The 25,554-nt window shown below is 64.8% G+C and carries 19 protein-coding genes, 1 tRNA gene and 2 riboswitches; of the genes, 8 read left to right on the top strand and 12 right to left on the bottom strand.

Annotated elements, in window-relative coordinates; genetic code table 11:
* Window positions 1-25: 25 nt before the first annotated feature.
* The 8 genes from NH14_RS07555 to NH14_RS07520 form a co-directional block, all read right to left on the bottom strand.
* Window positions 26-1,750, bottom strand: coding sequence for a thiamine pyrophosphate-binding protein (locus NH14_RS07555; RefSeq protein ID WP_035532057.1), 1,725 nt, complete (start codon window positions 1,748-1,750; stop codon window positions 26-28).
* Window positions 1,751-1,857: 107 nt separating this feature from the next.
* Entirely contained in the window at window positions 1,858-3,246 is a 1,389-nt protein-coding gene (locus NH14_RS07550; protein WP_035532059.1) for an L-serine ammonia-lyase, read from the bottom strand.
* A 95-nt stretch (window positions 3,247-3,341) separates the two neighbouring features.
* On the bottom strand, window positions 3,342-4,388 hold the full coding sequence (locus tag NH14_RS07545) for an alginate lyase family protein (protein ID WP_035532219.1): 1,047 nt from the start codon (window positions 4,386-4,388) through the stop codon (window positions 3,342-3,344).
* A 287-nt stretch (window positions 4,389-4,675) separates the two neighbouring features.
* Complete coding sequence (gene gcvP / locus NH14_RS07540; RefSeq protein ID WP_035532062.1) at window positions 4,676-7,654, bottom strand: aminomethyl-transferring glycine dehydrogenase; 2,979 nt, start codon at window positions 7,652-7,654, stop codon at window positions 4,676-4,678.
* A 97-nt stretch (window positions 7,655-7,751) separates the two neighbouring features.
* A complete protein-coding gene (gcvH, locus tag NH14_RS07535) occupies window positions 7,752-8,132 on the bottom strand; it encodes a glycine cleavage system protein GcvH (protein WP_035532064.1) in 381 nt (126 codons plus the stop codon).
* 58 nt (window positions 8,133-8,190) lie between these two features.
* A complete protein-coding gene (gene gcvT, locus NH14_RS07530) occupies window positions 8,191-9,309 on the bottom strand; it encodes a glycine cleavage system aminomethyltransferase GcvT (protein ID WP_035532066.1) in 1,119 nt (372 codons plus the stop codon).
* Between the two features lie 89 nt (window positions 9,310-9,398).
* Window positions 9,399-9,535, bottom strand: a riboswitch (glycine riboswitch).
* Between the two features lie 47 nt (window positions 9,536-9,582).
* Window positions 9,583-9,698, bottom strand: a riboswitch (glycine riboswitch).
* A gap of 116 nt (window positions 9,699-9,814) precedes the next feature.
* Entirely contained in the window at window positions 9,815-10,186 is a 372-nt protein-coding gene (locus NH14_RS07525) for a hypothetical protein (protein ID WP_035532222.1), read from the bottom strand.
* 179 nt (window positions 10,187-10,365) lie between these two features.
* Entirely contained in the window at window positions 10,366-11,415 is a 1,050-nt protein-coding gene (locus NH14_RS07520) for an oxidoreductase (RefSeq protein ID WP_035532068.1), read from the bottom strand.
* Window positions 11,416-11,726: 311 nt separating this feature from the next.
* On the opposite strand from NH14_RS07520, the gene NH14_RS07515 reads away from it, so the two are divergent.
* Window positions 11,727-13,817 carry a UvrD-helicase domain-containing protein gene (locus tag NH14_RS07515; RefSeq protein ID WP_035532070.1) on the top strand — a complete coding sequence of 697 codons (2,091 nt, stop codon included), beginning with the start codon at window positions 11,727-11,729 and terminating at the stop codon, window positions 13,815-13,817.
* A gap of 133 nt (window positions 13,818-13,950) precedes the next feature.
* Here the strand turns inward: NH14_RS07515 and NH14_RS07510 are convergent, their stop codons facing one another.
* Window positions 13,951-14,862 (bottom strand): c-type cytochrome, encoded by a 912-nt coding sequence (locus NH14_RS07510; protein ID WP_035532073.1) that lies wholly within the window; start codon window positions 14,860-14,862, stop codon window positions 13,951-13,953.
* 342 nt (window positions 14,863-15,204) lie between these two features.
* Between NH14_RS07510 and NH14_RS07505 the strand changes: the two genes are divergently transcribed.
* The 3 genes from NH14_RS07505 (at window position 15,205) to NH14_RS07495 (ending at window position 18,699) form a co-directional block, all read left to right on the top strand.
* Window positions 15,205-15,280: transfer RNA gene (locus tag NH14_RS07505), tRNA-Arg, on the top strand.
* 176 nt (window positions 15,281-15,456) lie between these two features.
* Window positions 15,457-16,743, top strand: coding sequence for a tyrosine-type recombinase/integrase (locus NH14_RS07500; RefSeq protein ID WP_035532224.1), 1,287 nt, complete (start codon window positions 15,457-15,459; stop codon window positions 16,741-16,743).
* Window positions 16,744-17,721: 978 nt separating this feature from the next.
* Window positions 17,722-18,699 carry a hypothetical protein gene (locus NH14_RS07495; RefSeq protein ID WP_152617270.1) on the top strand — a complete coding sequence of 326 codons (978 nt, stop codon included), beginning with the start codon at window positions 17,722-17,724 and terminating at the stop codon, window positions 18,697-18,699.
* Between the two features lie 45 nt (window positions 18,700-18,744).
* On the opposite strand, the gene NH14_RS07490 is transcribed toward NH14_RS07495, so the two are convergent.
* The gene (locus NH14_RS07490) at window positions 18,745-19,653 is read right to left on the bottom strand and encodes a LysR family transcriptional regulator (protein ID WP_052148419.1); all 909 of its coding nucleotides are present in this window, start codon (window positions 19,651-19,653) and stop codon (window positions 18,745-18,747) included.
* 214 nt (window positions 19,654-19,867) lie between these two features.
* On the opposite strand from NH14_RS07490, the gene NH14_RS07485 reads away from it, so the two are divergent.
* The 4 genes from NH14_RS07485 to rpsU all read left to right on the top strand — a co-directional run bounded on the left by NH14_RS07485 (window position 19,868) and on the right by rpsU (window position 24,149).
* Complete coding sequence (locus NH14_RS07485) at window positions 19,868-20,140, top strand: hypothetical protein (RefSeq protein ID WP_035532080.1); 273 nt, start codon at window positions 19,868-19,870, stop codon at window positions 20,138-20,140.
* Between the two features lie 58 nt (window positions 20,141-20,198).
* Window positions 20,199-22,364: a phosphocholine-specific phospholipase C gene (locus NH14_RS07480; RefSeq protein ID WP_035532083.1), complete on the top strand. Its 2,166-nt coding sequence runs from the start codon at window positions 20,199-20,201 to the stop codon at window positions 22,362-22,364.
* Between the two features lie 206 nt (window positions 22,365-22,570).
* Window positions 22,571-23,512, top strand: coding sequence for an aldo/keto reductase (locus tag NH14_RS07475; RefSeq protein ID WP_035532231.1), 942 nt, complete (start codon window positions 22,571-22,573; stop codon window positions 23,510-23,512).
* A gap of 424 nt (window positions 23,513-23,936) precedes the next feature.
* Complete coding sequence (rpsU, locus tag NH14_RS07470) at window positions 23,937-24,149, top strand: 30S ribosomal protein S21 (protein WP_004198205.1); 213 nt, start codon at window positions 23,937-23,939, stop codon at window positions 24,147-24,149.
* A gap of 117 nt (window positions 24,150-24,266) precedes the next feature.
* On the opposite strand, the gene NH14_RS07465 is transcribed toward rpsU, so the two are convergent.
* Complete coding sequence (locus tag NH14_RS07465; RefSeq protein ID WP_035532232.1) at window positions 24,267-24,713, bottom strand: hypothetical protein; 447 nt, start codon at window positions 24,711-24,713, stop codon at window positions 24,267-24,269.
* Between the two features lie 211 nt (window positions 24,714-24,924).
* Complete coding sequence (locus NH14_RS07460) at window positions 24,925-25,551, bottom strand: DNA-3-methyladenine glycosylase I (protein ID WP_035532086.1); 627 nt, start codon at window positions 25,549-25,551, stop codon at window positions 24,925-24,927.
* Window positions 25,552-25,554: the final 3 nt, after the last annotated feature.

The raw sequence follows: 25,554 nt of genomic DNA, 5'->3' as shown, positions 1-25,554 counted from the left end.
GATCTTATTCAGGACTCCAATCGACTCATTCCTCGCGCGCCTTCCTTCCCTGCTCGCGAATCTGCTCCAGCGAAGCGGCAGGCGTGCTGGCCTCCTTCGTCACGCGAATCTCGATCAACGCCGGCTTGCCCGCGTTGAGCGCGCGCTCCAGCGCCGGCGCGAACTGCGCGGTCGTCGTGACGATCTCGCCGTGCGCGCCGAACGACTGCGCAAACGCCGCGAAGTCCGGGTTCGTGAGCTGTGTGCCGTGCACGCGGTTCGGGTAGTTGCGCTCCTGGTGCATGCGGATCGTGCCGTAATGCCCGTTGTTCACGACGATGAACACCACCGCGAGGCCGTATTGCATCGCCGTCGCCAGTTCGGGCGCGGACATCATGAAGCAGCCGTCGCCGGCGAGCGCCACCACGGCGCGCTCCGGATATAGCGACTTCGCCGCAATCGCGGCCGGCACGCCGTAGCCCATCGCGCCGCTGGTGGGCGCAAGCTGCGAGCGGAAATCGCGGTACGCAAAGTGTCGATGCAGCCAAGTCGCGTAATTTCCCGCGCCGTTCGTGACGATGGCGTCGTCGGGCAGGCGCGCGCGAAGCTGCTGCATGACTTCGCCCAGTTGCACGTCGCCAGGCATGGGGCGCGGCGCGCGCCACGCGAGATACGCTTCGTGCGCGGCCTGAGCGGAGCCGGCCCATGCCGGTGCCTCGGGTGCGGGCAGCGCTGCGAGCAGCGCGGCGATTTCGGCCAGACCCGAGACGATCGGCAGATCGGCGGCATAGACGCGGCCCAGTTCTTCCGCGCCCTGATGCACGTGAATGAGCGTCTGCTTCGTCTTCGGAATGTCGAGGAGCGCGTAGCCGCCGGTCGTGGCTTCGCCAAGGCGCGGGCCGAGCGCGAGCAGCACGTCGGCTTCGCGGATGCGCGCGGCCAGCGCCGGATTGATGCCGAGCCCCACGTCGCCCGCATAGTTCGGGTGATCGTTGTTGAGCGTGTCCTGGAAGCGGAACGCGAGACCCACCGGCAACTGCCATTGCTCGACGAAGCGCTGCAGGTTCGCGCACGCTTCGCGCGTCCAGCCGTGACCGCCCGCAATCACGAAGGGTTTCTTCGCGTTGGCGAGCAGCGTGCGCAGCCGTTCGATCTGCGCCGCCGAGGGCGACGCCTGCACGCGTTGCGCGGCAGGCGCGATGTGCTGGGCTTGCCCTGCGGGAATCGCGCCGCTCAGCATGTCCTCGGGCAGCGCGAGCACGACCGGGCCGGGGCGCCCCGACGTCGCGACATGGAACGCATGGCTCAAGTACTCGGGCACGCGGCGCGCGTCGTCGATCTGCGCAACCCACTTCGCCATTTGGCCGAACATGCGCCGGTAGTCGATCTCCTGAAACGCTTCGCGGTCCATCTGATCGCGCGCGACCTGGCCGATCAGCAGGATCATCGGCGAGGAGTCCTGGTAAGCCGTGTGCACGCCGATCGCCGCATGCGTCGCGCCGGGACCGCGCGTGACGAGCGCGATGCCGGGCTTGCCCGTGAGCTTGCCGACCGCTTCCGCCATGTTGGCCGCCGCCGCTTCGTGGCGGCACACGATGGTGTCGATGCGCGTGGTCTCGTCGGCGAGCGCATCGAGCACGGCGAGATAGCTCTCGCCGGGTACGCAGAACACGCGCTCGACGCCGTTGGCGACGAGCGCGTCCACCACGAGACGTGCACCGGTGACGGTCGCGGAATCGGAAACGCGGGCTGAATCGTTCGGCTGCTGCATGACGGTCAAGTCTCCCTGGTTCGTTATGTGAGTACGTCCGAATTGCATCGAGAATTGCGTCCGGGTTACGTTCGGGTTACGTCCTGGCTACGCCGGAAACCCGCGCATCAGCACTCGACGATGTTCACCGCAAGTCCGCCGCGCGACGTTTCCTTGTACTTCGTCTTCATGTCGGCGCCGGTCTCGCGCATCGTCTTGATAACGGAGTCGAGCGAAACGTAGTGCGCACCGTCGCCGCGCAGCGCCATGCGCGCGGCGTTCACGGCCTTCACCGAGGCCATCGCGTTGCGCTCGATGCAGGGAATCTGCACCATGCCGCCCACCGGGTCGCAGGTGAGGCCGAGGTTGTGCTCCATGCCGATTTCGGCAGCGTTCTCCACCTGCTGCGGCGTGCCGCCGAGCACGGCGGCAAGCGCCCCTGCGGCCATCGAGCAGGCGACGCCCACTTCGCCCTGGCAACCCACTTCCGCGCCCGAGATCGACGCGTTGAGCTTGTACAGAATGCCGATAGCCGCGGCCGTGAGCAGGAAGTCGATCACCCCCTGCTCGTTCGCGCCGGGCGTGAAGCGCACGTAGTAGTGGAGCACGGCGGGAATGATGCCCGCCGCGCCATTGGTGGGCGCAGTCACGACGCGTCCGCCGGCGGCGTTTTCCTCGTTCACGGCGATCGCGTAGAGGTTGATCCAGTCGATCATCGAGAGCGGGTCTTGCAGCGCGCGCTCGGGGTTGCTGGTGAGCGCCTTGTAGAGCTGCGCCGCGCGCCGCTTCACCTGGAACGGGCCGGGCAGCGTGCCATCGGCGTCGGGGTTGTTGATGCCGCAGCCGCGCGAGACGCACGATTGCATCACGTTCCAGATGCGCAGCAGGCCCGAGCGGATTTCCTCGTCGCTATGCCAGATGTGCTCGTTTTCGAGCATCAATTGCGCAATGCTCTTGCCCGTCGATTGGCACATCGCGAGCATTTCCGCGCCCGTGCTGAACGGATGCGGCAGTTGCTGCGCGGCGCCCAGCACCTTGGTGTTGGCCGCGCCCGCGGTGACCACGAAGCCGCCGCCCACGGAGAGATAGGTGCTTTCGCGCAGCGTCGCGCCGCTGGCGTCGAGTGCGCGCAGCTTCATGCCGTTCGGATGCTCGGGCAGCGCCTGGCGATAGAAGGCGATGTGGTCCTTCTGCACGAACGGGATCGGGTGCTTGCCGAGCAGCGCGAGCTGGCGCGAGGCGCGCACCGCTTCGAGGCGCTCGGAGATGGTGTCGGGGTTGACGGTGTCGGGCGCATCGCCCATCAGGCCGAGCATCACGCCGCGGTCGGTGCCGTGGCCCTTGCCGGTCGCGCCGAGCGAGCCGTAAAGTTCGCACTTCACCGAGGCGGTGGACGCGAGCAGCCCGTCGCGCTCGAGTCCTTCCGCGAACATCAGCGCCGCGCGCATCGGCCCGACGGTGTGCGAACTCGACGGCCCGATGCCGATTTTGAAGAGATCGAAAACGCTTACTGCCATGGGTACTGCTCCTGCTTCGTCTAGTCGGTTTCAATGAGTGCCGCGCGCGTCTGGTCTCGCTGTCCGCCGCACCCACTGCCGCCACGGCGCGCTTTTCAGCGCGCCGCCAACGGCAGACAGACGGCCAGCCACGCCGGCGGCGTGGGCGCGAGATGCAGCGCGATTGGCGTATAGCGGCCGTCCAGTCGGGCGGCCAGGTGATACAGCTCGGCGGCGTTCTTCGGATCCCAGGCGCCGGTGTAGCCGGGCAACCCGGCCTCGCGGCGTTTGGCGTCGAACGGCACGCTCGAATGCACGAATTCCTCGTGAATCTTCTCGCCCATTGCATAGGGCGTGAGCCAGTTCAGCGCGCCCGCGAGCGTCGCGCCGTTGGTTCCGCGCTCGGGCAGCCAGTTGCGGTTGTGGCGGCGCGCGGCGAGCGCGGCGGCCACCAGCGGCTCCAGGTCGTAGGTCACGTAATGCAGCGCATCGCGTTCCGCGAAATCGAGCGTCGCGCCGTCGGGCGCGACGTTGTTGCCAATCTGCTCGATGAACAGCCGCTGCGCCGCCGCAATCAGCTTGCGGTTGTCGAGCGTGAACGCCGTCATCGCTATCAGTTTGACCCGGTGGCTTTGCCAGTTGTTCGCGAACGTGCCGGTGAGCGGGCGCGGTTGCTCGTCCACCTGCTTGATGTAGCCGTTCACGAACTTGTTCAGGAACACCATGGTGGCGTTGCGCGTTTTCACGGGCAGCGCGCTCGCGGTCATGTCGTAGGCGAGAATCAGCCCGTCGAAGTGCGTTTCGTCGATGGGGCTGAAGCTCGGCTGATACGTCGTGACCCACGCGAACAGGAAGCGGTCGACGAGCTTCAGGTAGCGGTCGTCGCTCGTTGCGCGCCAGGCGAGCGCCGCGTTGCGCATCAGGTCGAGTTCCTTTTCGGCCTCCACGCTCTGGTCGTAGATGCCCTCGTGCGGGAGCGTGCCTTCCGTATGCAGTTTCGCAAGCGGATGGGGCACGTCGTTCACGTGAGCCTGCACCTCGGCCACGAGCGCTTTCACGCCCGGATCCGCGTTGGTGCGTTCGCTCGTCTGCAGCGCGGGCGCCGCGCAGAAGTTCATGGCCGCATGAGCGAGATTCGCTGCGCCCGGACCCGCAAATCCCATGCCGAGCAGCCAGGCCGTGACGAATGCACGCGCGTTTTGGCCCGATGCACCGCTCGTGGCCCGCGCGGCCCGCCTGACTTGTGTTGCCGCCGGGGCATGCCCGGCAAAGGCCGTTCCCACCTTCCGCGCCATGCGCGACTCCCTGGTTCAAGGCTGACAGGTGTGTGATGTTAACGGTTTGGCGCGAGTTTGCGGGGGCAAATGTGCGGCGTGCAAAAACCGCCGCGGCTCCTCGCGGAGCGCGCGGCGGCTGGACGTGCTGCATGGGCTGGGCGATCGGGCGCGTTTTATTCGCCCTGACCGGCGTTGTCGCTCGCATATTCGCCGATCGGCACGCACGAGCAGAACAGGTTGCGGTCGCCGTAGACGTTGTCGGCGCGGCCAACCGGCGGCCAGTACTTGCGCGCGACGAGCGACGCCACCGGGTAGGCAGCCTGCTCGCGCGAGTAGCCGTGCGGCCACTCGTTGGCGACCACGACCGCCGCCGTGTGCGGCGCGTGACGCAGCGGGTTGTCTTCCTTGTCCGCGCGGCCCTCTTCCACGGCGCGAATTTCCTCGCGGATTGCAACCATGGCGTCGATGAAGCGGTCGAGCTCTTCCTTCGACTCCGACTCGGTCGGCTCAACCATCAGCGTGCCCGGCACCGGGAAGCTCATGGTGGGCGCGTGGAAGCCGTAGTCCATCAGGCGCTTGGCGACGTCGTCCACGGTGATGCCGCTCGAATCCTTGATGGGGCGCAGGTCGAGAATGCACTCGTGCGCGACCAGGCCGCCGGGGCCGCTGTAGAGCACCGGATAGTGCGGCGCGAGCTTCTTCGCGACGTAGTTCGCGTTGAGGATCGCCATTTCCGTTGCGGCGGTGAGGTTGGCCGCGCCCATCATCGCGATGTACATCCACGAGATCGGCAGGATCGAGGCCGAGCCGTAGGGCGCCGCGCTCACCGCGCCGATGCCATTGCCCTGGTCGGTCGAGCGCTTGTAGCCCGACGAAAGCTGGTTCGGCAGGAACTGCGCGAGGTGCGCGCCCACCGCGACCGGACCGACGCCCGGTCCGCCGCCGCCGTGCGGAATGCAGAAGGTCTTGTGCAGGTTCAGGTGCGAGACGTCGCCGCCGAACTGGCCGGGGGCCGCAAGGCCCACCATCGCGTTCATGTTCGCGCCGTCGACGTAGACCTGGCCGCCGTGCGCGTGCACGATCTCGCAGACTTCGCGCACGTTGCCTTCGAACACGCCGTGCGTGGACGGATACGTGATCATGATCGCCGCAAGCTTCGCCGCGTGCTGCTCGGCCTTGGCCTTGAGGTCGGCGAGATCGATGTTGCCCTGGGCGTCGCAAGCGACCACCACGACCTGCATGCCGGCCATCTGCGCCGAAGCCGGGTTGGTGCCGTGCGCCGAAGCCGGAATCAGGCAGACGTTGCGATGGCCCTCGCCGCGCGACTCGTGGTACGCGTGGATGATCAGCAGGCCCGCGTACTCGCCCTGCGAGCCCGCGTTCGGCTGCAGCGAGACGGCGGCGTAGCCCGTGGCCGCCACCAGCATCTGCTCGAGCTGATCGACCATCTCGCGATAGCCGACGGTCTGCTCGGTGGGTGCGAACGGGTGGATGCGGCCGAACTCGGGCCACGTGACCGGCAGCATTTCCGAGGTGGCGTTGAGCTTCATCGTGCACGAGCCGAGCGGGATCATCGAGCGGTCGAGCGCGAGGTCCTTGTCGGCGAGGCTGCGCAGGTAGCGCAGCATTTCCGTTTCCGAATGGTGGCAGTTGAAGATCGGGTGCGTGAGATAGGCGCTTTCGCGCACGAGCGCGGCCGGGAACGTGGCCGCCTCCTGCGAGGCCGGCTGTGACACAAGCTGCGCGTCGAGTGCGTCGACCGAGGGCGCTTCGTTTGCGAACGCGGCTTGCGCGAACACGGCGAGCAGATCGGCCAGATCTCCACGCGTGGTGGTTTCGTCGACCGAGACACCCACGCGCGTTTCGCTCACGCGGCGCAGGTTCATGCCGCGCGCGAGCGCCGCGTCATGCAGCGCCTGGGTGCGCGCGCCGGCTTCGAACGTGAGCGTGTCGAAGAACGACTCGTTCACGAGCGTGTAGCCCAGTTGCTTCGCGCCCGCAGCAAGAATGGCGGCGACGCGGTTCACGCGCTGCGCGATGCGCTTGAGGCCCTGCGGGCCGTGATAGACCGCGTACATGCTCGCCATGATCGCGAGCAGCGCCTGCGCCGTGCAGACGTTCGAGGTGGCCTTTTCGCGGCGGATATGCTGCTCGCGCGTTTGCAACGCGAGGCGCAGCGCCGGGTTGCCCTGCGCGTCGACGGTCACGCCGACGAGACGGCCCGGCATCTGGCGCTTGAATTCGTCCTTCACCGCGAGGTACGCGGCGTGCGGGCCGCCGAAGCCCATCGGCACGCCGAAGCGCTGCGAGTTGCCCACGGCCACATCGGCGCCCCATTCGCCCGGCGGCGTGAGCATCGTGAGCGCGAGCAGGTCGGCAGCGGCGATAACCGAGCCGCCGGCTGCGTGGACCGCGGCGGCGAGTTCGCGGTAGTCGCGCACATCGCCGTTCACGCCCGGATACTGGAGCAGCACGCCAAATGCGCCTGCTTGCGCCGCCTCAGCGGCGGGACCGACCTTCACCTCGACGCCGATCGGCGTCGCGCGCGTCTTCACCACTTCGATGGTTTGCGGCAGCACGTCGTCGGCGACGAAGAATACGTTCGACTTCGACTTGCCCACGCGCTGCACGAGCGTCATCGCTTCGGCGGCGGCCGTGGCTTCGTCGAGCAGCGACGCGTTCGAGATCGCGAGGCCCGTCAGGTCGACGATCATCTGCTGGAAGTTCAGCAGGGCTTCGAGGCGGCCCTGCGAGATTTCTGGCTGGTACGGCGTGTAAGCCGTGTACCAGGCCGGGTTTTCGAGCACGTTACGCAGGATCACGGCCGGCGTGTGCGTGTCGTAATAGCCCTGCCCGATATAGGAGCGGAACACCTGGTTCTTGTCCGCGAGCGCGCGCAGGGCGGCAAGCGCTTCGGCTTCCGAGCGCGGCTGCGAGAACGGGCCGAGCGGCAGCGTCTCGTTGCGGCGGATCTTGGCCGGAATCACCGCATCGATCAGCGCGGCGCGCGAGGCGAAGCCGAGCGCGTCGAGCATCGCCTGCTGGTCGGCCGAATCGGGGCCGATGTGGCGGGCGGCGAAAGCGTCGTGCGCTTCGAGCGCAGCAAGCGAGAGCGGGGAGTTCATCAGACGATCCGGGTGTTCGAGCTTCATGGGGGTTCCGGGTTTTACTACCGGCGCGGGCGGCACGGGTGAAGTGCGTGCCGCTGCGCCGTTGAGGTTGAGACGGGTTTGCCTGCCGGGCTGCCGATCAGGCGCCGATGGCCTTTTCGTACGCGGCGGCGTCGATCAGCGCGTCGAGCTTGGCGCCGTCGGCCGGCTTGATCTTGAAGAGCCACGACTCGTACGGGGCGCCGTTCACCTGGTCCGGCGTGTCGACGAGCGCCGAATTCGATTCGATGATCTCGCCCGCGACCGGCGCGTAGATGTCCGAGGCGGCCTTGACCGACTCGATCACGGCAACGGCGTCGCCGGCGGCGACCGCGCGGCCTGCATCAGGCAACTCGAGGAAGACGATGTCGCCGAGCGCTTCCTGCGCGTGGTCGGTGATGCCGACGGTCAGCGTGCCGTCGGCTTCGGTGCGGATCCATTCGTGCGATTCGGTGTATTTCAGATCGGCCGGGATGCTCATGGGTTGCTCCAGTGCGTGGTTCGTTATGGCTTGAAAGGGGGGGCGTGCGTGGCGCGAATCAGGCGGCGAGCACCTTGCCGTTGCGCACGAAGGGCAGTTTTACCACGCTTGCAGGCAGGGCCTTGTCGCGGATCAACACCTGCACGACGTCGCCCGGCTGCACGCCCTGGGGCACGCGCGCGAAGGCGATCGATTCCTGCATCGTGGGCGAGAAGGTGCCGCTCGTGATTTCGCCTTCGCCCTGCGGCGTTTGTACTTTCTGGTGCGCGCGCAGCACGCCGCCGGCCTTGCCGTTTTCCTTTTGCAGGATCAGGCCGACGAAGGCCATGCGCGAGCCGTTGGCTTCGAGCACGGGCCGGCCGACGAAGTCGCGCGGCTCCTTCATGTCGACGGTCCAGGCGAGGCCCGCGTCGAGCGGCGAGACGGTCTCGTCCATGTCCTGGCCGTAGAGGTTCATGCCCGCTTCGAGGCGCAGCGTGTCGCGCGCGCCGAGGCCGCAGGGCTTCACGCCCTGGCGCTGCAGGGCGTCCCAGAACTCACCCACGGCGGCGGCGGGCAGCACGACTTCGAAGCCGTCTTCGCCGGTGTAGCCGGTGCGCGCGACCATCAGCTCGCCAAACGGCGAGGCTTCGATCTTCGCGGCGTTGAAGGGCTTGAGGATTTCGGTGGCGCTGCGCGACGACGGCGCGACTTGCCAGACCTTATCGCGCGCGTTCGGGCCCTGCACGGCGACGATCGCGAGATCGCGGCGCGGCGTGATGGTGAGGCCGAAGCCGCCTTCGGCGTTGAGCTTCTCGAACCAGGCGATGTCTTTTTCGGCGGTGCCCGCGTTGACCACGGTGCGGAACTGGTCGTCGGCGAAGTAATAGACGATCAGGTCGTCGATCACGCCGCCTTCGGGGTTCAGCATGCACGAGTAGAGCGCCTTGCCCGGCGTCGTGAGCTTGGCGACGTTGTTGGCGAGCGCGCGCGAAAAGAACTCGCGCGCCTTCGCGCCCGAGAAGTCGACGACGCACATGTGCGAGACGTCGAACATGCCGGCATCGGTGCGCACGGCGCGATGCTCGTCGATCTGCGAGCCGTAGTTGACGGGCATGTCCCAGCCGCCGAAGTCGACCATGCGGGCATTGAGCGCGCGGTGCGAGTCGTTCAGCGGGGTGCGTTTGAGTTCGGTCATGGGGCCTCAGGCGGTCACGATAAATCGCGCGAAAACGAAAAAGGCCATGCAGGAAACGCCACAGGCCCAATGCCTGGGGTCGGTTCTTGCATGGCCCCTCTGTCCTCGATACCTGAGAGATTGCGCCGGGCTAATGATGCTTGACGGCGCGCGCCCCTTCGGTGGGCAGCCTGAACGCGCGGGGTGATCCGCCGCCGTTCTACTGCCGCTCTCCAGAGTTGCGGACCTGAAAGCCGCGCTGCGCATCAACGCGAGGCGGGTGATTCAGCGGTCCGGCGCGCACGGTCCTTTTGCCTGAGAGTTTGTGGGTTGCCCCTTCGGCGGCGCCGCGCATTGCACCCGCTCGATGGCAGGGTGCGACAAACGGCGCGCTCTCCCGGCGCGCGGAGCGATTGTGCGCGACGCTTGGCAGGTGTGTCAATGCGGAAAAAATCGGGGGCAGGCGGCGTGCGGTTTGCTGCAGTTTGCTGCACAGCGCGCCGCTTGATGTGCCGAATGTCCCGGATTACTCTCCGATCGCGCGCGCCGCCGTATCCAGTTCCTGGTTCAGCACATGCTGCTCGTCGGCGGAGATGCCGCCGCCGTGCTGGCTCGCCATGTCGTGCGCTTCGCCGCGGATCGTGTCGAGGCGGTGATGGAGCGCGGCGCCCTGGGGCGGCGGATAATAGCCCTGATTCACGCGCGCATCGATGCGGCGGCCCAGATTGTCGAGGCGTCCGTCGATCTGGTGGAGGCGCTCCACGGCCACCTCGTGTGGGTTCGGGCTGGGATTCGGGGCGACCACCACGGTGGGGCGCGGGGCGGGCTGGTTGACCACGCACGCGGCGAGCGTCGAGATGAGCGCGCCGGCGGCGGCGTAGCGGATGGCACGGTTCAAACGGGTCATTGAGACTCTCCTTTTTGCAGCTTCTCGTCGTTGTTGCTGCATTTTTTGTGTCGTACATCCGCAAACGTGCCGCGCGCGCCGCCCGATGACCCGGGAACGGCGCGCACTTGTAACGATTTGTTCAGACCTTTCAGCCGCGTCGGGCGAATGCAAGGTGCGGGGCGGTCGGCTCAGGCCGCGCGCGCGAACGCAATCGTGCGGCCTTCGGCGGCGCTTTGCGCGGCGATCTCGATGATGCTCATCACGTCGACGGCGTCCTGCGGGCTCACCGGGAACGGCTCGCCATTGCGGATCGCGGCGGCGAGCGCGCGATAGAGATCGGCGTAATTGCCGGCGGCGTTGGGCACGGTGCGCTCGGCTTCCGTGCCGTCATCGGCGAGTGTGTGCAGGCGGCCCGCTTCGTTGCCGTCACCGAAGCCCGGCTGCCCTGGACGCAGCCCCGCCTTCAACTGGTCTTCCTGTGTATCGAGCCCGTTCTTCAGGTAGCTGCCACGCGTGCCGTGAATCACGAAGCGCGGCGAGAATGCGGCCAGCGCGCTCGCATGGAGCACGGCGTCATGGCCGGCGTAGCGCAGCACGAGGTGCGCGTAGTCGGGCGCGCTGGCGTGCTCGCGCCGCGTGTGGACGAACGCCGTGACCGCCTCGGGTGCGCCGAACAGCGCGAGCGCCTGGTCGATCAGATGCGGCCCGAGATCGTAGAGCAGGCCGCCGCCGCGCGTGGCGTCCTCGCGCCAGCGCTGGCGCACCTGCGGGCGGAAGCGGTCGAAATGCGACTCGAAGTGCGTGACGCGCCCGAGTGCGCCGTTCGCGAGCAGCTCGCGCACGGTGAGGAAATCGCCGTCCCAGCGGCGGTTGTGGAACGGCGCGAACACGAGGCCGCGCTGCTTCGCGATGGCCGCGAGCGTGTGTGCTTCCTCGGCGCTGAGCGTGACCGGCTTGTCCACGAGCACATGCTTGCCGCGCTCCAGCGTGCGGCGCGCGAGCTCGTAGTGCGTGTCGTTGGGCGTGGCGATCACCACGCATTCGATGGCGTCGAGCGAGAGCAGGGCGTCGAGATCGGGGACGATCGCGGCGTCCGGGTAATCGGCTTGCGCGCGCTCGGCCTGGCTCGTCGCGATGGCGGCAAGCGTGGCGGCGCCGCTATGGGCGATTACGGGAGCGTGGAAGGTCTGGCCGGCGAAGCCATAGCCCATCAGGCCGATTTGCAGGGGGGCAGTCATGAAGCGCGTCCTCTTTCCAGCAATGAAGCGGCGCGGCGCGAACCGTCGCCGGGGGTGGCGGGAGCCCGTTATTGTGGCACGCGTTGCAGGGGCGGCGTGTGAACGGCATCGGGGCCGCATCGGCGCTGCATCGATGTGAAGCCGCCTCGTGTTAACATCGCACCTCTCGCGTGAGAGGCCGCAGCGTTGTTGCGCGTGCCTCGCGCCGTGCGGATTGCCGCGCGCTTTGAAGGCCCATCGCCTGAAGCCGCAGCGCCAGAAAGAGCCGCACGCCTCCCAGCCTTACCACCCGTTTTTCCAATCCAGCAACGATGTCCGCAGGCCTGAATCCCGCTCAAAGCGAAGCGGTGCGCTATCTCGACGGTCCCTGTCTCGTGCTCGCCGGCGCGGGCAGCGGCAAGACGCGTGTGATCACGCAGAAGATCGCGCACCTGATCGAAGCGAAAGGCTTCGAGCCGCGCCATATCGCGGCCGTTACCTTCACCAACAAAGCCGCCGCCGAAATGCGCGAACGCGTGGGCAAGCTGCTCGAAGGCAAGACGCTCACCACGCCCGGCAAGGAAGGCCGCAAGGTGCCGACCAACCAGTTGACGGTTTGCACGTTCCACTCGCTGGGCGTGCAGATCCTGCGCCAGGAAGCCGAGCACCTGGGCCTGAAGCCCCAGTTCTCGATCATGGACTCCGACGACTGCTTCTCCATGATCCAGGAGCAGGTGGGCTCGACCGACAAGGGCTTCATCCGCAAGATCCAGTCGATCATCTCGCTGTGGAAGAACGGCCTCGTGATGCCCGAGGAGGCGCTCGCCACCGCGTCGAACGAGGACGAGCACCAGGCCGCTATTGTCTATCGCAACTACGTGGCAACGCTGCACGCCTACCAGGCCGTCGATTTCGACGACCTGATCCGCCTGCCCACCGAGCTGTTCGCGAAGAACGAGCAGGTGCGCGAGCGCTGGCAAAACAAGCTGCGCTATCTGCTGATCGACGAGTACCAGGACACCAACACCTGCCAGTACGAGCTGCTCAAGCTGCTGGCCGGCCCGCGCGCCGCGTTCACGGCGGTGGGCGACGACGATCAGGCGATCTACGGCTGGCGCGGCGCGACGATCGAAAATCTCGCGCAGCTTGGCAAGGACTACCCGAAGCTGCACGTGATCAAGCTCGAGCAGAACTACCGCTCGACCGTGCGCATCCTCACGGCGGCGAACAACGTCATCGCGAACAACCCGAAGCTCTTTGAAAAGAAGCTCTGGTCCGAGCACGGCATGGGCGACACCATCACGGTCACGCCCTGTAACGACGAAGAGCACGAAGCCGAATCGGTAGTCTTCCGTCTCTCTGCCCACAAGTTCGAGCGCCGCGCGCAGTTCCGCGACTACGCGATTCTTTATCGCGGCAACTTCCAGGCGCGCATCTTCGAACAGGTGCTGCGCCGCGAGCGCATTCCCTACGTGCTCTCGGGCGGCCAGTCTTTCTTCGATAAAGCCGAGATCAAGGACATCTGCGCGTACCTGCGCCTGATCGCCAACCACGACGACGATCCCGCGTTCATTCGCGCGATCACCACGCCGCGCCGTGGCGTGGGCAACACCACGCTCGAAGCGCTCGGCTCGTTCGCGGGGCAGGCGAAGGTGTCGCTGTTCGAGGCCGTGTACATGGGCGGCATCGAGGCGCGGCTTTCGGCGCGCCAGGTCGAGCCAATGCGTGTGTTCTGCGACTTCATGCAGCGCCTCGCCGAGCGCGCGCATAAAGACCCGGCGACAGTCGTGCTCGACGAACTCATGGAGGCGATCCACTACGAGGCGTATCTCTACGACGCGTTCGACGAGCGCCAGGCGCAGTCGAAGTGGCAGAACGTGCTCGAATTCCTCGAATGGCTCAAGCGCAAGGGCACGAAGCCCGAGCAGGAACCCGGCGAGGACAGCGAGGCCACCGGCTACGACAACGCCGACGGTCTCGCCGACACCGGCAAGAACCTGATGGGCCTGATCCAGACCGTCGCGCTGATGTCGATGCTCGAAGGCAAGGAGGAAGACCCGGACGCGGTGCGCCTTTCGACCGTGCACGCGTCGAAGGGCCTTGAGTATCCGCACGTGTTCCTGGTGGGCGTGGAAGAGGGGATCATGCCGCACCGTGGCGGCTCCGAGGACGACGTGATCGACGACGCGCGCATCGAGGAAGAGCGCCGGCTCATGTACGTGGCGATCACGCGCGCGCAGCGCAGCCTGCATCTGAACTGGTGCAAGAAGCGCAAGCGGGCGCGCGAGACCGTGGTGTGCGAGGCGTCGCGCTTCATCCCCGAGATGGGACTCGACGACGCGCCGCCGCCCACCGCGGAAGAAGCGCCGATGTCGCCGAAGGACCGGCTCGCGAGCCTGAAGGCGCTGCTGCAGAAGGGCTGAGCGCGCGGGCTTCTTCGGCTACGCGCCGTTAAATGGAAAGGGCTGCATCGGATGCGATGCAGCCCTTTGTCATTGTGTGCCATGCAGCTTGCGCCTCGCTCCGCCGTGGCGGCGGAGTCAGGCGACGCTGCGCTTATTTTGCCGCGCTCACCATGTAGTCGACGGCGGCCTTCACGTCGGCGTCGGAGGCGCTCGAGCCACCCTTGGGCGGCATCTGGCCCTTGCCGTGCAGCGCGTAGTCGTAGACTTTGTCCATCGGATCTTTCAAGCGCGGCGCCCAATCGTCCTTGTTGCCGAACTTCGGCGCGCCGAGCACGCCAGCCGCGTGGCATGCCTGGCAGACCTGCTGATAGAGCGCCTTGCCCGCCTGCGAGGCGTCGGCGCTTTGGCCTGCGCCGCCTGCGGCCGGTGCGGCGGAGGCGGTCTTCCCGATGGCGGCGATTGCCGCCGCCGCTGCTGCGGCTTGCGCATTGGCTGCTGCATCGGCGCCTGACGCTGGCGCAGCGCCGGCGGCCGCCGACGCGCCTTGAGCCGCAGCCGGCGCGGGCTGCGGCGGATCCTGGAAATTCGCGCCGCCGTGGTTCGCCATGTAGACGATGGCGCGGCTGATTTCGTAGTCGCTGTAATCGTCAGGGCTCGTGCCGCCGCGCGGGGGCATGGCGCCCTTGCCGGCGAGCGCCGTTTTCACGAGCGTATCGAAGCCCTGGGAGATGCGCGGCGCCCAGTCGCCCGAATTGCCGAACTTGGGCGCGCCCGCCGCGCCGCTCGCGTGACACGCGGCGCAGACGGCCTGATAGACCTGCTCGCCCGTCTTGTAGACGCGCGGCGCATTGGCGTCGTGCACTGACACCTGCGCTATTGGCGCGATGCGCGCGGCGACTTGCTGCGTGGAGAGTTCATCGGTGCCCGCGCCGGTGCGCGTCGTGTTGTCGACGTAATAGGCGAGCAGAATGATGATGACGATGGGGACGGCAAACCCGGCGATGACAGCGGCAATCAACTGCCCGGGCGTTTTGATCGGGGCTCCGTGGGGTGCTTCGCTCATGCTTGTCTCGACTCCCGTTGGTATTGTGGCGAGCGGTACAGCAGGACGGCAACAACCTTGCAATAGATCAAGCACGGACGATTATAGACGCAAGGTTTCGCAGCGGGTTGCCGCAGGCAAGGGCTCTTCAGCGGGCGTTTACCCGAGGTGGTGCGGCGCAGCGGGGGCGTTTTTTTTAAATGGTGACGGATTGAGGGCAAGGCGAGGGGCCTGCGGCTGGCGGACGTGCCCGCCAAGGCGCGTGCGGTGGACGTCGGCATCGAAACCGGGTATTCTCTCGGTCTCATTGCGGTGTCGCTACCCTCGTTTTTCCTCGGGTCCCGGCGGCATCTGCTTCTCAATGCGCCCGTAGCTCAATGGATAGAGTACTGCCCTCCGAAGGCAGGGGTTGCTGGTTCGATCCCAGCCGGGCGCGCCATCCGATGTTCTGCAGAATTCTCACGAAATCCTGAAAAGCCCCGCCAGTAAAGGCATTGCGGGATTTTTGCGTCCGGGGAAAGCCTGGGAATTCCAGCGAAATCCGGGGTTTGCATGTCCCAAAAACTGTACCCAAAATGGTTGTAACCGCATCTTGCCGTTTTGGGGTACAAGATCATGGGGCAACTTACTGATTTAAAAGTAAAAAACGCGAAACACTGCGCAAAGGAATACCTACTGCCGGACGGCGATGGGTTGTACCTGCGTGTACGACCGACTCGCAAGGTCTGGTTCTATCGCTACACGCGTGACGGGAAAAGCATCAAGCTGTCGCTTGGCCGTTATCCGATTGTGTCGCTTGCGGCGGCGCGCAGGAAAGCGCGAGAGGAAATGGAGCGAAGAGCTGACGGGATCGACCCCCAACGAGCACGGCGCGAGAAGCGGGAGCAAGAGCAGGCGACTCGGCTCAACACGTTTGAATTGGTGGCGCGAGAGTGGCACAGGGCATCGGAAAAGGATCGCCAATGGTCTGCCGGTTACGCTGAAAAAATCATCCGCTACTTGGAACTGCACGTGTTTCCCTGGGTGGGGCGACTTCCGGTCGAGGACATCAAGCCGACCGAAGTCGTGCGTTGCCTGCATCGCATCAAAGAGCGCGGCCATCTTGAAACCGCGATGCGGGTGCGCGAGACGATTCAGCATGTGTATCAGTACGCAGTGGATACCGGCGTCCTGGAACCTGCCAAGAATTTTGTGAATGATCGTACCGGTGGGCTCCCCGCGGTACGTAGCCGCCATTACCCAGCGATCACCGACCCGAGGCAGGTTGGACAGCTGATGCGCGATATCCGCGCCTACAGCGGCCATGTGATTACTCGTGCGGCGTTGCAGCTCGCTCCATTGCTTTTCCAGCGACCCGGCCAGTTACGCTTCGCTCACTGGGAAGATGTCGATCTCGATGGCGCAGTTTGGATCTGCCCGCCGGAGAAAATGAAGATGCGGGAATGGAAGAAGCGGGATAGCCGCACGCCGGCCCACGTCGTGCCGCTTCCGTCACAGGCCATGGAGATCTTGAGGGATTTGTATCCGCTGACCGGACCGAAGGGGCCTATTTTTCGCAGCATTGCCAAGCGCTCAGAGGCGACGCGCTACATGAGCGAGAACACGATCAATAGCGCGCTGCGTACGCTGGGTTACGACACGAAAGAGCAAATTACCGGCCACGGTTTCCGCGCGACGGCCCGCACGCTGATTCGGGAATATCTCGGGTGGGACAAGGAGGTGATTGAGCGCCATCTCGCCCACGTGTCGAGCGAAGAGCTGGGCGATAGCTACGATCGCGCAACGTTTCTTGAGCAGCGCCGTGAGATGGTTCAGAACTGGGCCGATTTTCTCGATGCACTAGCGGCGGGAAATATTCCGAAGCCGGTTAGAACTCTGCGTTTGGTGACCAACGCTGCATAAGGCGACGAGAATTATTCTTTTCTGAACAGGGTCACGATCACTTCGTGGAAGTGTCTTTTTTGTGCAGACCCGCCGCAGGACTCAACAGACTTTCGACATCCAAGGCACCGGCTGTGAAGGCACCATCGACCGACAAAGCAGGATCGGTCTGCCAAATTCGGGACGAGAGCTTGCAGACAGCAATAGGTGACTTCACAGACTCTACCAGCTTACCTTACAGACACGACCTGGTTACCGCGCGGAATTGTTCTGTACCACCGACAGACGCGATCGAGGTGGCTCACGGAATCTGAACTTACTACCAGCAGACGGATCACGCGTAGCTCACAGACGCTCCGGGCTTACCTCTCTGACTTCCCCGGTCAGGCTCGCAGAAAACGTTTAGCCGACAGCATTAAAAACAATATAAAAACGAGTGATTGCAGGATAGGCTTGCGCCGGCTTTGGGCGCCATGCGACTTTGACTTGGGTATGTCTGAGTGCGGACAACCTTCTTGGCCTGCTACGCGACTATGTAGGCCACGCGATCGCATCTAGGTCTCGGCGGATGCTAGATCCGTAAGTTGGCTCAATTTGTGTTGCAAATGCTGCCAGGCCGTACAAGACGTTGCGAAGGCTGGCCACAGCAATGAACTCACGTTTCTTGGCATGTCGAACTGGGCCAATACCCATAAGAAGATGAGTGCCTCTAACGCCTTATCTATCGCGCCTCTTCCCGCTTTTTTCGATCCCAGCCGGGCGCAAGATTCTCGTAGATCCCCATAAAACAAGGCTCACCGCCAAATCAATGCCAACCGCATTTTTTGTGCCGCGCTTCATCGTGCGCGTTGAGTTTCGCCAAAAACTGGACTAATTTGGACCAACGACTTGCGTCGAAATCCGATGTGCCTTCCACGGCGTTCCGCTCTAGCAGCACGAAACACGACAGCAACCGACACAGGCTTCCCAAGCGAATAATCCGATTCCGGAGACCACAAAATGCCGCGGCTAGTGATCCTGAATTTGGCGGACCCCGACCAGATCGGGCCCGTAACAAGAGTGAAACGGGGGCTCGAGGCAAAAATCCAGGCGGGGCCCAGGACCGTGCTCGTTGGCGACGACATCGTTCCGATCCACGATCTATTCGATGAACTCAAGGACGTGCAGGATCGGACACCCCTGGGAAACAAGCTGAAAGCGGCGCGCGACGACTGCGACGCCGCCGAAAAAATCTACCTCTGCACTCACGGTCTGGCCAACGATACCGAGCACGGCTTCGCGAAGGCTTCGGGCGGGGAAGCGCTGGGTACGTGGCGGGACTACGGCAAACTGCTCCGCAAGGTGCTGCCCAATCGGGGCCAGCATTACAAAGTCGCGCTCGTCATGTGTTACGGCGCCAGAACCGACGATTACTACGCCCGCGACCTCGATCATCAGGGGATGATTCCGCCGACCCTGCTGCGCACCAGCTTCGCGTACAAGCTGTACCACTATCTTTGCAGCGATCATGGCCGCACGATAACCATGACCGCACGAACCGGGGCGGTGTCATTCGATGAAGCGACGGGAGCATCGAGTGTCGAGCAGGAAGCCGCCATCGACATCGCGCTGGAGAAAGAGGAATTTCTGCGCAGCCCGAAGATCGATCAGGTCATGAAGAAATGGGCGGCTTATAGAAGTGCCATCGACAGCGACGAGGCGGCGCAAGAATGGCTCAAAATCGACAATAAATATCGAGCCAACCCCAAGGCTTACGCGAGTCCCTTTAACAAAAAGGCGCTAGCGGGCAGGGCCTATCATCAGGCTCTCGCGCGCAAGATTGCTCTCGAAACGCAAAAAGCCGCTTACCAGGACCTGCGAAAGTACGGAAAGCTGATTTATACGCATGCAGGCGGCACGCTGACGGTCGTGAACAAATACGGCAACAACGGCGGGATAGGGCCGCAAACCGTCCTTTATACGGGGCCTTTTCTTTGAGCGTTGGAGTTGCGGGGCGCGGGACCAGGCGCTGAGCGTCCCGCATCAACATCCCACCGACGTTTCCCAAACCCCCGCCACCCGTTCCTGTTCGTCTGCCTTCGGCACCAGACACGCCAAAAACGCATCAATCGCCGGACTCTGCCGGCGCGCCTTCAAGTAATAGACGTACTCATCAATCGTCGTATCCACGCCGCGCAGCGCAATCACGCGCAGATCCGGATGTCGCTCCGCCTCGCCGCGCGGAAAAATGCTGCCGCCCACGCCGTGCAGGATTGCCTCGCGAATCGCCTCGCGGCTGCCGATCTCCGCGACCGAGGCCGGCGCGACGCCAGCTTTCGCGAGAATCTCCTCGGTGCAGCGTCGCGTGACCGATCCCGCTTCGCGAATCAGCAGGCGCACGTCGGCGAGGCGCTCGGCGTCGATCACGTCGAAGCGCGCAAGCGGATGGCTGTGATGCACGACGAGCACGAGCGGATCGCTCGAAATCACGCGCCGCTCGAGCCCATCGGCGTCATTGCGCTGCGACGACACCGCGAGGTCGATGTGAAACTCGTGCAGCGCGTTGAGAATGTCTTCCGAATTGCCGATCCGGCAGGTGAGCGCAATGGCGGGATGCGCCTTCGAGAAGCGGCCGATCGCTTCCATGATGTAGTACGGCCCGGTCGCGCCTAGCCGCAACTGGCCTTCGAACAGGCCGCCGACGTTGCGCAGCATGATGTCGGCCTGCGCTTCCAGGTCGATCATTTTCTCGACCAGCGGCAACAGCGCGATGCCGGTTTCGGTGACAGCGAGGCGGCGTCCGCTGCGGTAGAACAGTTCGACGCCGTATAGCTGCTCGATCTGACGGATCTGCGCGGCGATGGTCGGCTGACTCACGCCGAGGTGCCGCGCAGCACGCGTGATGCTGCCCTGACGCACCGTCGCGTGGAACGCCTTCAACTGATCGAACAAAATCCCATCCTCTTCTCCCGCTCGCCCGCGCGTCAGCGTAGCGAATCGATGTGTCCGTTGCATGACGCGCGCGTACGCCGAGCCGGCGCAAGCGCTCATCGGGTTTCGAACAAAAAAGCTGAGGTGCACCGAAAGAAACCTGATGGAACCGGTCACCGCGAGGACATTCGCCGATGCGTTAATGAGCGCATTCGTCATCCACGGACCGATCCTCATGCGTCGAATCGATTCGCGCGCCGTCTGGGCGGCGCTTCTTTTTTCTCTCGCGCTTGCTGCGTGCGACGGCAGCGGCAACGACGGCTCGTCGGCTTCGCCGGGCGCGCGCAGTCAGCAATCCAGTCAGCAAAGTAGCGCACAAAACAGCCAGCAATCCGGCCAGCAGATGGCGGGCGCCGACGCGAACGCGAACCCGAACGCCGAAGACAAGCCGCCGGGCGCACCCGAGATGCATTGGGCGCCCGGTTCCGGCGCGAGCGGCGCGCACTGATGCACTGGCCGCATCCACGCTTTCTTCCCAACTCATCTCCCCAATAACAGGATTCCCCATGTCGTCGAAAAACAGACGCGACTTTCTGCGCATCGCCGCCCAGTCGGCGGGCGCGATGGCTGCCTATGCGAGCTTTCCGCCCGCGATCCGCAAGGCGCTGGCCATGCCCGCCGCGACGCGCACCGGCACGATTCAGGACGTCGAGCACGTCGTGATCTTCATGCAGGAAAACCGCTCGTTCGACCATTACTTCGGCGGCCTGCGCGGTGTGCGCGGCTTCAACGATCCGCGTCCGCATCTGCTGCCCAGCGGCGCGCCGGTCTGGCAGCAGCCGCCCGCTTCGGTGCAGACCTCGCACTACCATTCGCGCGGGCTGAGCCCCACGGCGCCCTACGTGCTGCCGTTCTATCTCGATCCGAAGCAGACCACCGAATACCAGCCAGGCACGAACCACGGCTGGAGCAGCGGCCACCTCGCGTGGAACAACGGTCAGTGGGACCAGTGGGTGAACCAGAAGCAGGACGTGCTGACGATGGGTTATCTGAAGCGCGAGGACGTGATGTACCACTACGCGCTCGCCGATGCGTTCACGATTTGCGACGCGTACCACTGTTCGGCGCACGCGGATACCGCGCCGAACCGCATCTACCTGTGGACCGGCACGATCGACCCGCGCAACATCTACGGCAATCCGCCGAACGGCCCCGGCATCGGCGAGCGCGACGATGTGAACGGCTACACGTGGACGACCTACGCCGAGCGTCTCGAGAACGCGAACATCAGCTGGAAGGTGTATCAGGGCGGCACCGGCATTCCGGGCGACCCGACCGATAACTACACCGACAACTCGCTGATGTTCTTCAAGAAGTTCCAGGTGAAGGAAGGCGCGAGCGGCCCGCTCGTCGACAAGGGCGCGACGGACCGCACGCTGGCCGGCTTCAAGGCCGACGTGCAGGCCAATCAGCTCCCGCAGGTGTCGTGGATCGTCTCGCCGTACAAGTACAGCGAGCACCCGTCCGCGTCGCCCACCGACGGCGCGTTCTACATCAACATGGTGCTCGAGGCGCTGACCTCGAATCCCGACGTGTGGGCGAAGACCGTGTTCATCCTCAACTACGACGAGAACGACGGCCTGTTCGATCACGTCGTGCCGCCGGTGCCGCCGCTCTCGAGCGGGCCGAATGGCCAGGGGATGATGTCGTCGAGCCTGCTCTCGAACATCGGCGACGAATTCCTCGACCTCGGCCGCTATCCGCAGGAGATGGGTCCGCTGATTCCGGGCGCCGATCCCGGCGGCATCCAGCCGATCGGCCTCGGACCGCGCGTGCCGCTGATCGTGATTTCGCCATGGTCCAAGGGCGGCTGGGTATGCTCGGAAACCTTCGATCACACCTCGGTGCTGCGTTTTCTCGAGGCGCGCTTCGGCGTGCAGGAGCCCAACATCAGCGCGTGGCGGCGCTCGGTTTGCGGCGACCTCACATCGGCGTTCGACTTCTCCGGCAAGCCGGACACGTCGACGGTGAGCTTCGCGGTGCCCAAGCATATCCAGACGGCCGGTCAGGCGTACCAGGTGCCCGCGCAGCAGACCATGCCGGCGCAGGAGCCCGGCGTGCGTCCGGCGCGCGCGCTGCCGTACGAAGTGTTCGTCCATAGCCGGATTAGCGGCCACGACGGCAATCTGTGGCTCGATTTCGCGAACACCGGCGCGGCGGGCGCGGCGTTCTACGTCTACGACCGCCTGAACCCGGCCAACGCGCCGCGCCGCTACACGGCCGCTGCAAACGATCAATTCTCCGATTACTGGAGCACGACGATTGCGCAGGGTGCATACCATCTCGCCGTCTACGGCCCGAACGGCTACCTGTGCGAATTCCAGGGCAACGTGCAAGTCGCGGCCGACGGCCATCATGCGAGCCCGGAAGTGCACATCGGTTACGACGTGCGTAATCGCCACGTCTATCTCGAACTGAGCAACAACGGCGCCGCCGCGTGCAGCGTGACCGTCGACAACGCATACAGCAGCGCGCACTCGCGCCAGTACACGGTGCAAGCCGGCCAGACCATGCAGGACCACTGGGAACTGAGTTCGAGCCACGGGTGGTACGACCTGAACATCTCGGCGACCACGGTGGGCGGCGCGACGGACAAGGTCGTGCGCCGCTTCGCGGGCCACCTCGAGACGGGCCGTCCGAGCCAGAGCGATCCGGGGCCGGTGAAGGCCTGACCGGTGTAATCGGCGCATGGCGCGAGGAATGCCGCGTGGACGGTGCAATGCCGGCCACGCGGTTTTTCATTGGGGGCGCGGATTTTGCGCGAGTGTCCGCACGACTCGTCGCGATGGCCGGCTGCGCTGCGGCATCGCGCGAGCGGGCGTATGCTCAACGCTTTCTGTTCACGCACCACGCCGCTCAACAAGGCAAAGGAGACGTCATGGAACTACGCAGGATCGGCACTTCGGCCTTGCAGGTCGCACCGCTCATGTTCGGTGGCAACGTGTTCGGCTGGACTGCCGATGAAGCCACTTCGTTCTCGATTCTCGATGCGTTCACCGATGCAGGCCTGAATTTCATCGATACCGCCGACGTCTACTCCGCCTGGGTGCCAGGCAATCAGGGCGGGGAATCGGAGACGCTCATCGGCAAATGGCTCGCCCAGAGCGGCAAGCGCGAAAAAGTCGTGATCGCCACCAAGGTGGCGAAGGATCCGCGCCGCCCCGGCCTCTCGGCTGCGAATATCGCGGCCGCTGTCGAAGATTCGCTGCGCCGCCTGCGGACCGATTACATCGACGTCTACTTCTCGCACGAGGACGACCAGAAGGTGCCGCTCGAAGAGACGCTCGGCGCGTATCAGCGCTTGATCGAGGCCGGCAAGGTGCGCGTGGTGGGCGCGTCGAATTACACGGGCGCGCGCATCGAGGAAGCGCTCGCGCTTGCGCACAAGACCGGGTTGCCCGCGTACCAGATCGTCCAGCCCGAATACAACCTGTACGACCGCGCCGCCTACGAGGCCGATATCGAGCCGGTAGCGCTCGCGCAGAAGCTCGCGGTCGTGCCCTATTACAGCCTCGCGAGCGGTTTTCTGTCGGGCAAGTACCGTTCTCGCGAGGATCTTGCGAAGAGCACGCGCGGCTCGCGCGTCGAACGTTACCTCGACCATCGCGGCGTGCGCATTCTAGCGGCGCTCGATTACGTGGCCGGGCGTCATGGCAGCTCCCTCGCGGCCGTGGCGCTCGCCTGGCTGATCGCGCGGCCCAGCATTACCGCGCCGATCGCGAGCGCGACCTCGCTCGAACAGCTCGACAGCCTCGTGGCGGCAGTGCGCCTGAAACTCGATCCGGCGGATATTCAGGCGCTCAACGACGCGAGCGCTTGAGCCTTGCGTGAAATTTGGAGCCCCCGGCGCGTGCGCGAAAACGCGTATCCAGGACTCCTGAGGGTCGGTGGCGGGCCCGCCGGGCGGCGCCCGCCACGCAAGTGTCTGAGTAGAATCAAGAAAGCCTGGTCAGCCGGATTTTTTCCTGATATCATTGAGAGTGAATTGAGATCTTTGCCTGTTTTGTTGCCGTGTTCGTTACTGTTGGCGGCCGCAAACCGGCGGTCAGGTGTGTTGCAGCAAGGTCGACCTGATCGCGTTCCGCTGTGAACCCCCTACTTCTCTTTTCCGGCCTCCGTGGCCGCCTTGCCTATCGTTGCGCCCCATCGTGGCGAACGACCGGAGGGCCGGTGCGTGAGTGGCATTACCTGTTTTTTGCCATTTGCGCCTTTGAACCGTATCAAGCGATTGAGTTAGGAAATACATGACGACGATTCTTCTGAAGGAAAACGAGCCGTTCGAAGTGGCCATCCGCCGCTTCCGCCGTGCAATCGAAAAGAACGGCCTGATCGCCGAACTGCGTGAGCGTCAAGCTTACGAAAAGCCGACGGCCGTGCGCAAGCGCAAGAAGGCTGCTGCTGTCAAGCGCCTGCACAAGCGTCTGCGCAGCCAGATGCTGCCGAAGAAGCTCCACTAAGAGCACGCTTCAGCTTCCGCCAGACGGCGGCGCATGCTTCGCAAGAAGCTGCGCCGCCGTTTGCATTTCTGGCATCGGCTTATGTTTCTGAATTAGTTCGATTGCGCCACAGCGGGCTCAGGCAGCGTCCTGAAGCCGCTGCGGCGAAAGCCCGAACTGTGCGGCGATCGACAGCAGCCGGTCGTGCCACTCCCAAACGCCGAAAACATCGTGGACGTTTTGCAGGCAGCTCAGTAGATCGACGGTATTGGGGTCGTAAATGTTGATGTGGGCGCGCAGGAGCGCTTTCTTCAGCGCGGCGACACCCACGTCCATCCAGGCGGGCACCTCGTTCTCAGCGCGCGAAAGGTAACGCACGGGAATGCCTTCCATGGCGCTCATGTAGTCGCGCGCGCGGATGAAGCTGCCGACCGGGCAGCCGCCGTAGTTGCACGAACCGCCCCTATAACCGCCCCGATAGGCCCCGCCGCCGCTCGGCAGCAGCGCTGCGCACCCTTGTTCATGGAGGTGCGCCACGGCGCAGTCGAAAATCTCCTGATGACTCAGGAAGTGCGCGTTTTTCATTTCAGCCCCCTGCGCGACGCACAGCGGTGAGGTCGTGCCGATGCACTGCCGCGCCCCTTGCGGCTGGCGCTCCGCGTGCTGCGTCTTTTGCCGGCGCAGCAACCACAGGTGCATCCGTTACCAGTTATAACGGCGCACGCGAAGAAAACCGTTAGGCCGCGCACCAAGGCCGGATGAAATCGCGCTGATTCGCCGTTCGCGCAACGCTGTATCAGGTGCTTTCTGTCGCGCGTGCCTTGCTCCGTGCCCTGGGTTTCACGCCGCCAAGCGCCGCGCAAGTATTGCGGCACATGCAGTCGCGCTCGTGGTCGTTGACCATGCCCACAGCCTGCATGAACGCATAGCAGATGGTGGTGCCGACGAACTTGCAGCCGTATTTTTTGAGCGCCTTGCTGAGCGCGTCGGAGACTTCGGTGGACGCGGGCGCGTCGCGGTACGAGATCAGGTCGTTCTGGATGGGGGTGTTGTCGACGAACGACCAGACGAATGCCGCAAGCGAGCCGTGTTCCGCCTGGATTTGCTGCACGGCGCGCGCATTGAGAATGGCGGCCCCGATCTTGGCCCGGTTGCGCACGATCGAGGCGTCCTGCATGAGCGTTTCCACGTGCTTTGGCGTGAAGCGCGCGACTTTCTCGACGTCGAAATTGGCGAATGCGCGGCGATAGCCTTCGCGCTTGTTGAGGATCGTCGACCACGACAGCCCCGCCTGCGCGCCTTCGAGCACAAGCATTTCATAGAGATGCCGGTCGTCGCGCGAGGGCACGCCCCACTCTTCGTCGTGGTATTGCACATACTGCGGCGACGCGCCGGCCGATACCCAGTTGCAGCGGTGTGTCACTGT

It is taken from the genome of Paraburkholderia sacchari, assembly GCF_000785435.2.
GTDB lineage: Bacteria > Pseudomonadota > Gammaproteobacteria > Burkholderiales > Burkholderiaceae > Paraburkholderia > Paraburkholderia sacchari.
Note: the sequence above shows the minus strand (reverse complement) of the source record. Positions and strands in the feature narration are given on the sequence as shown.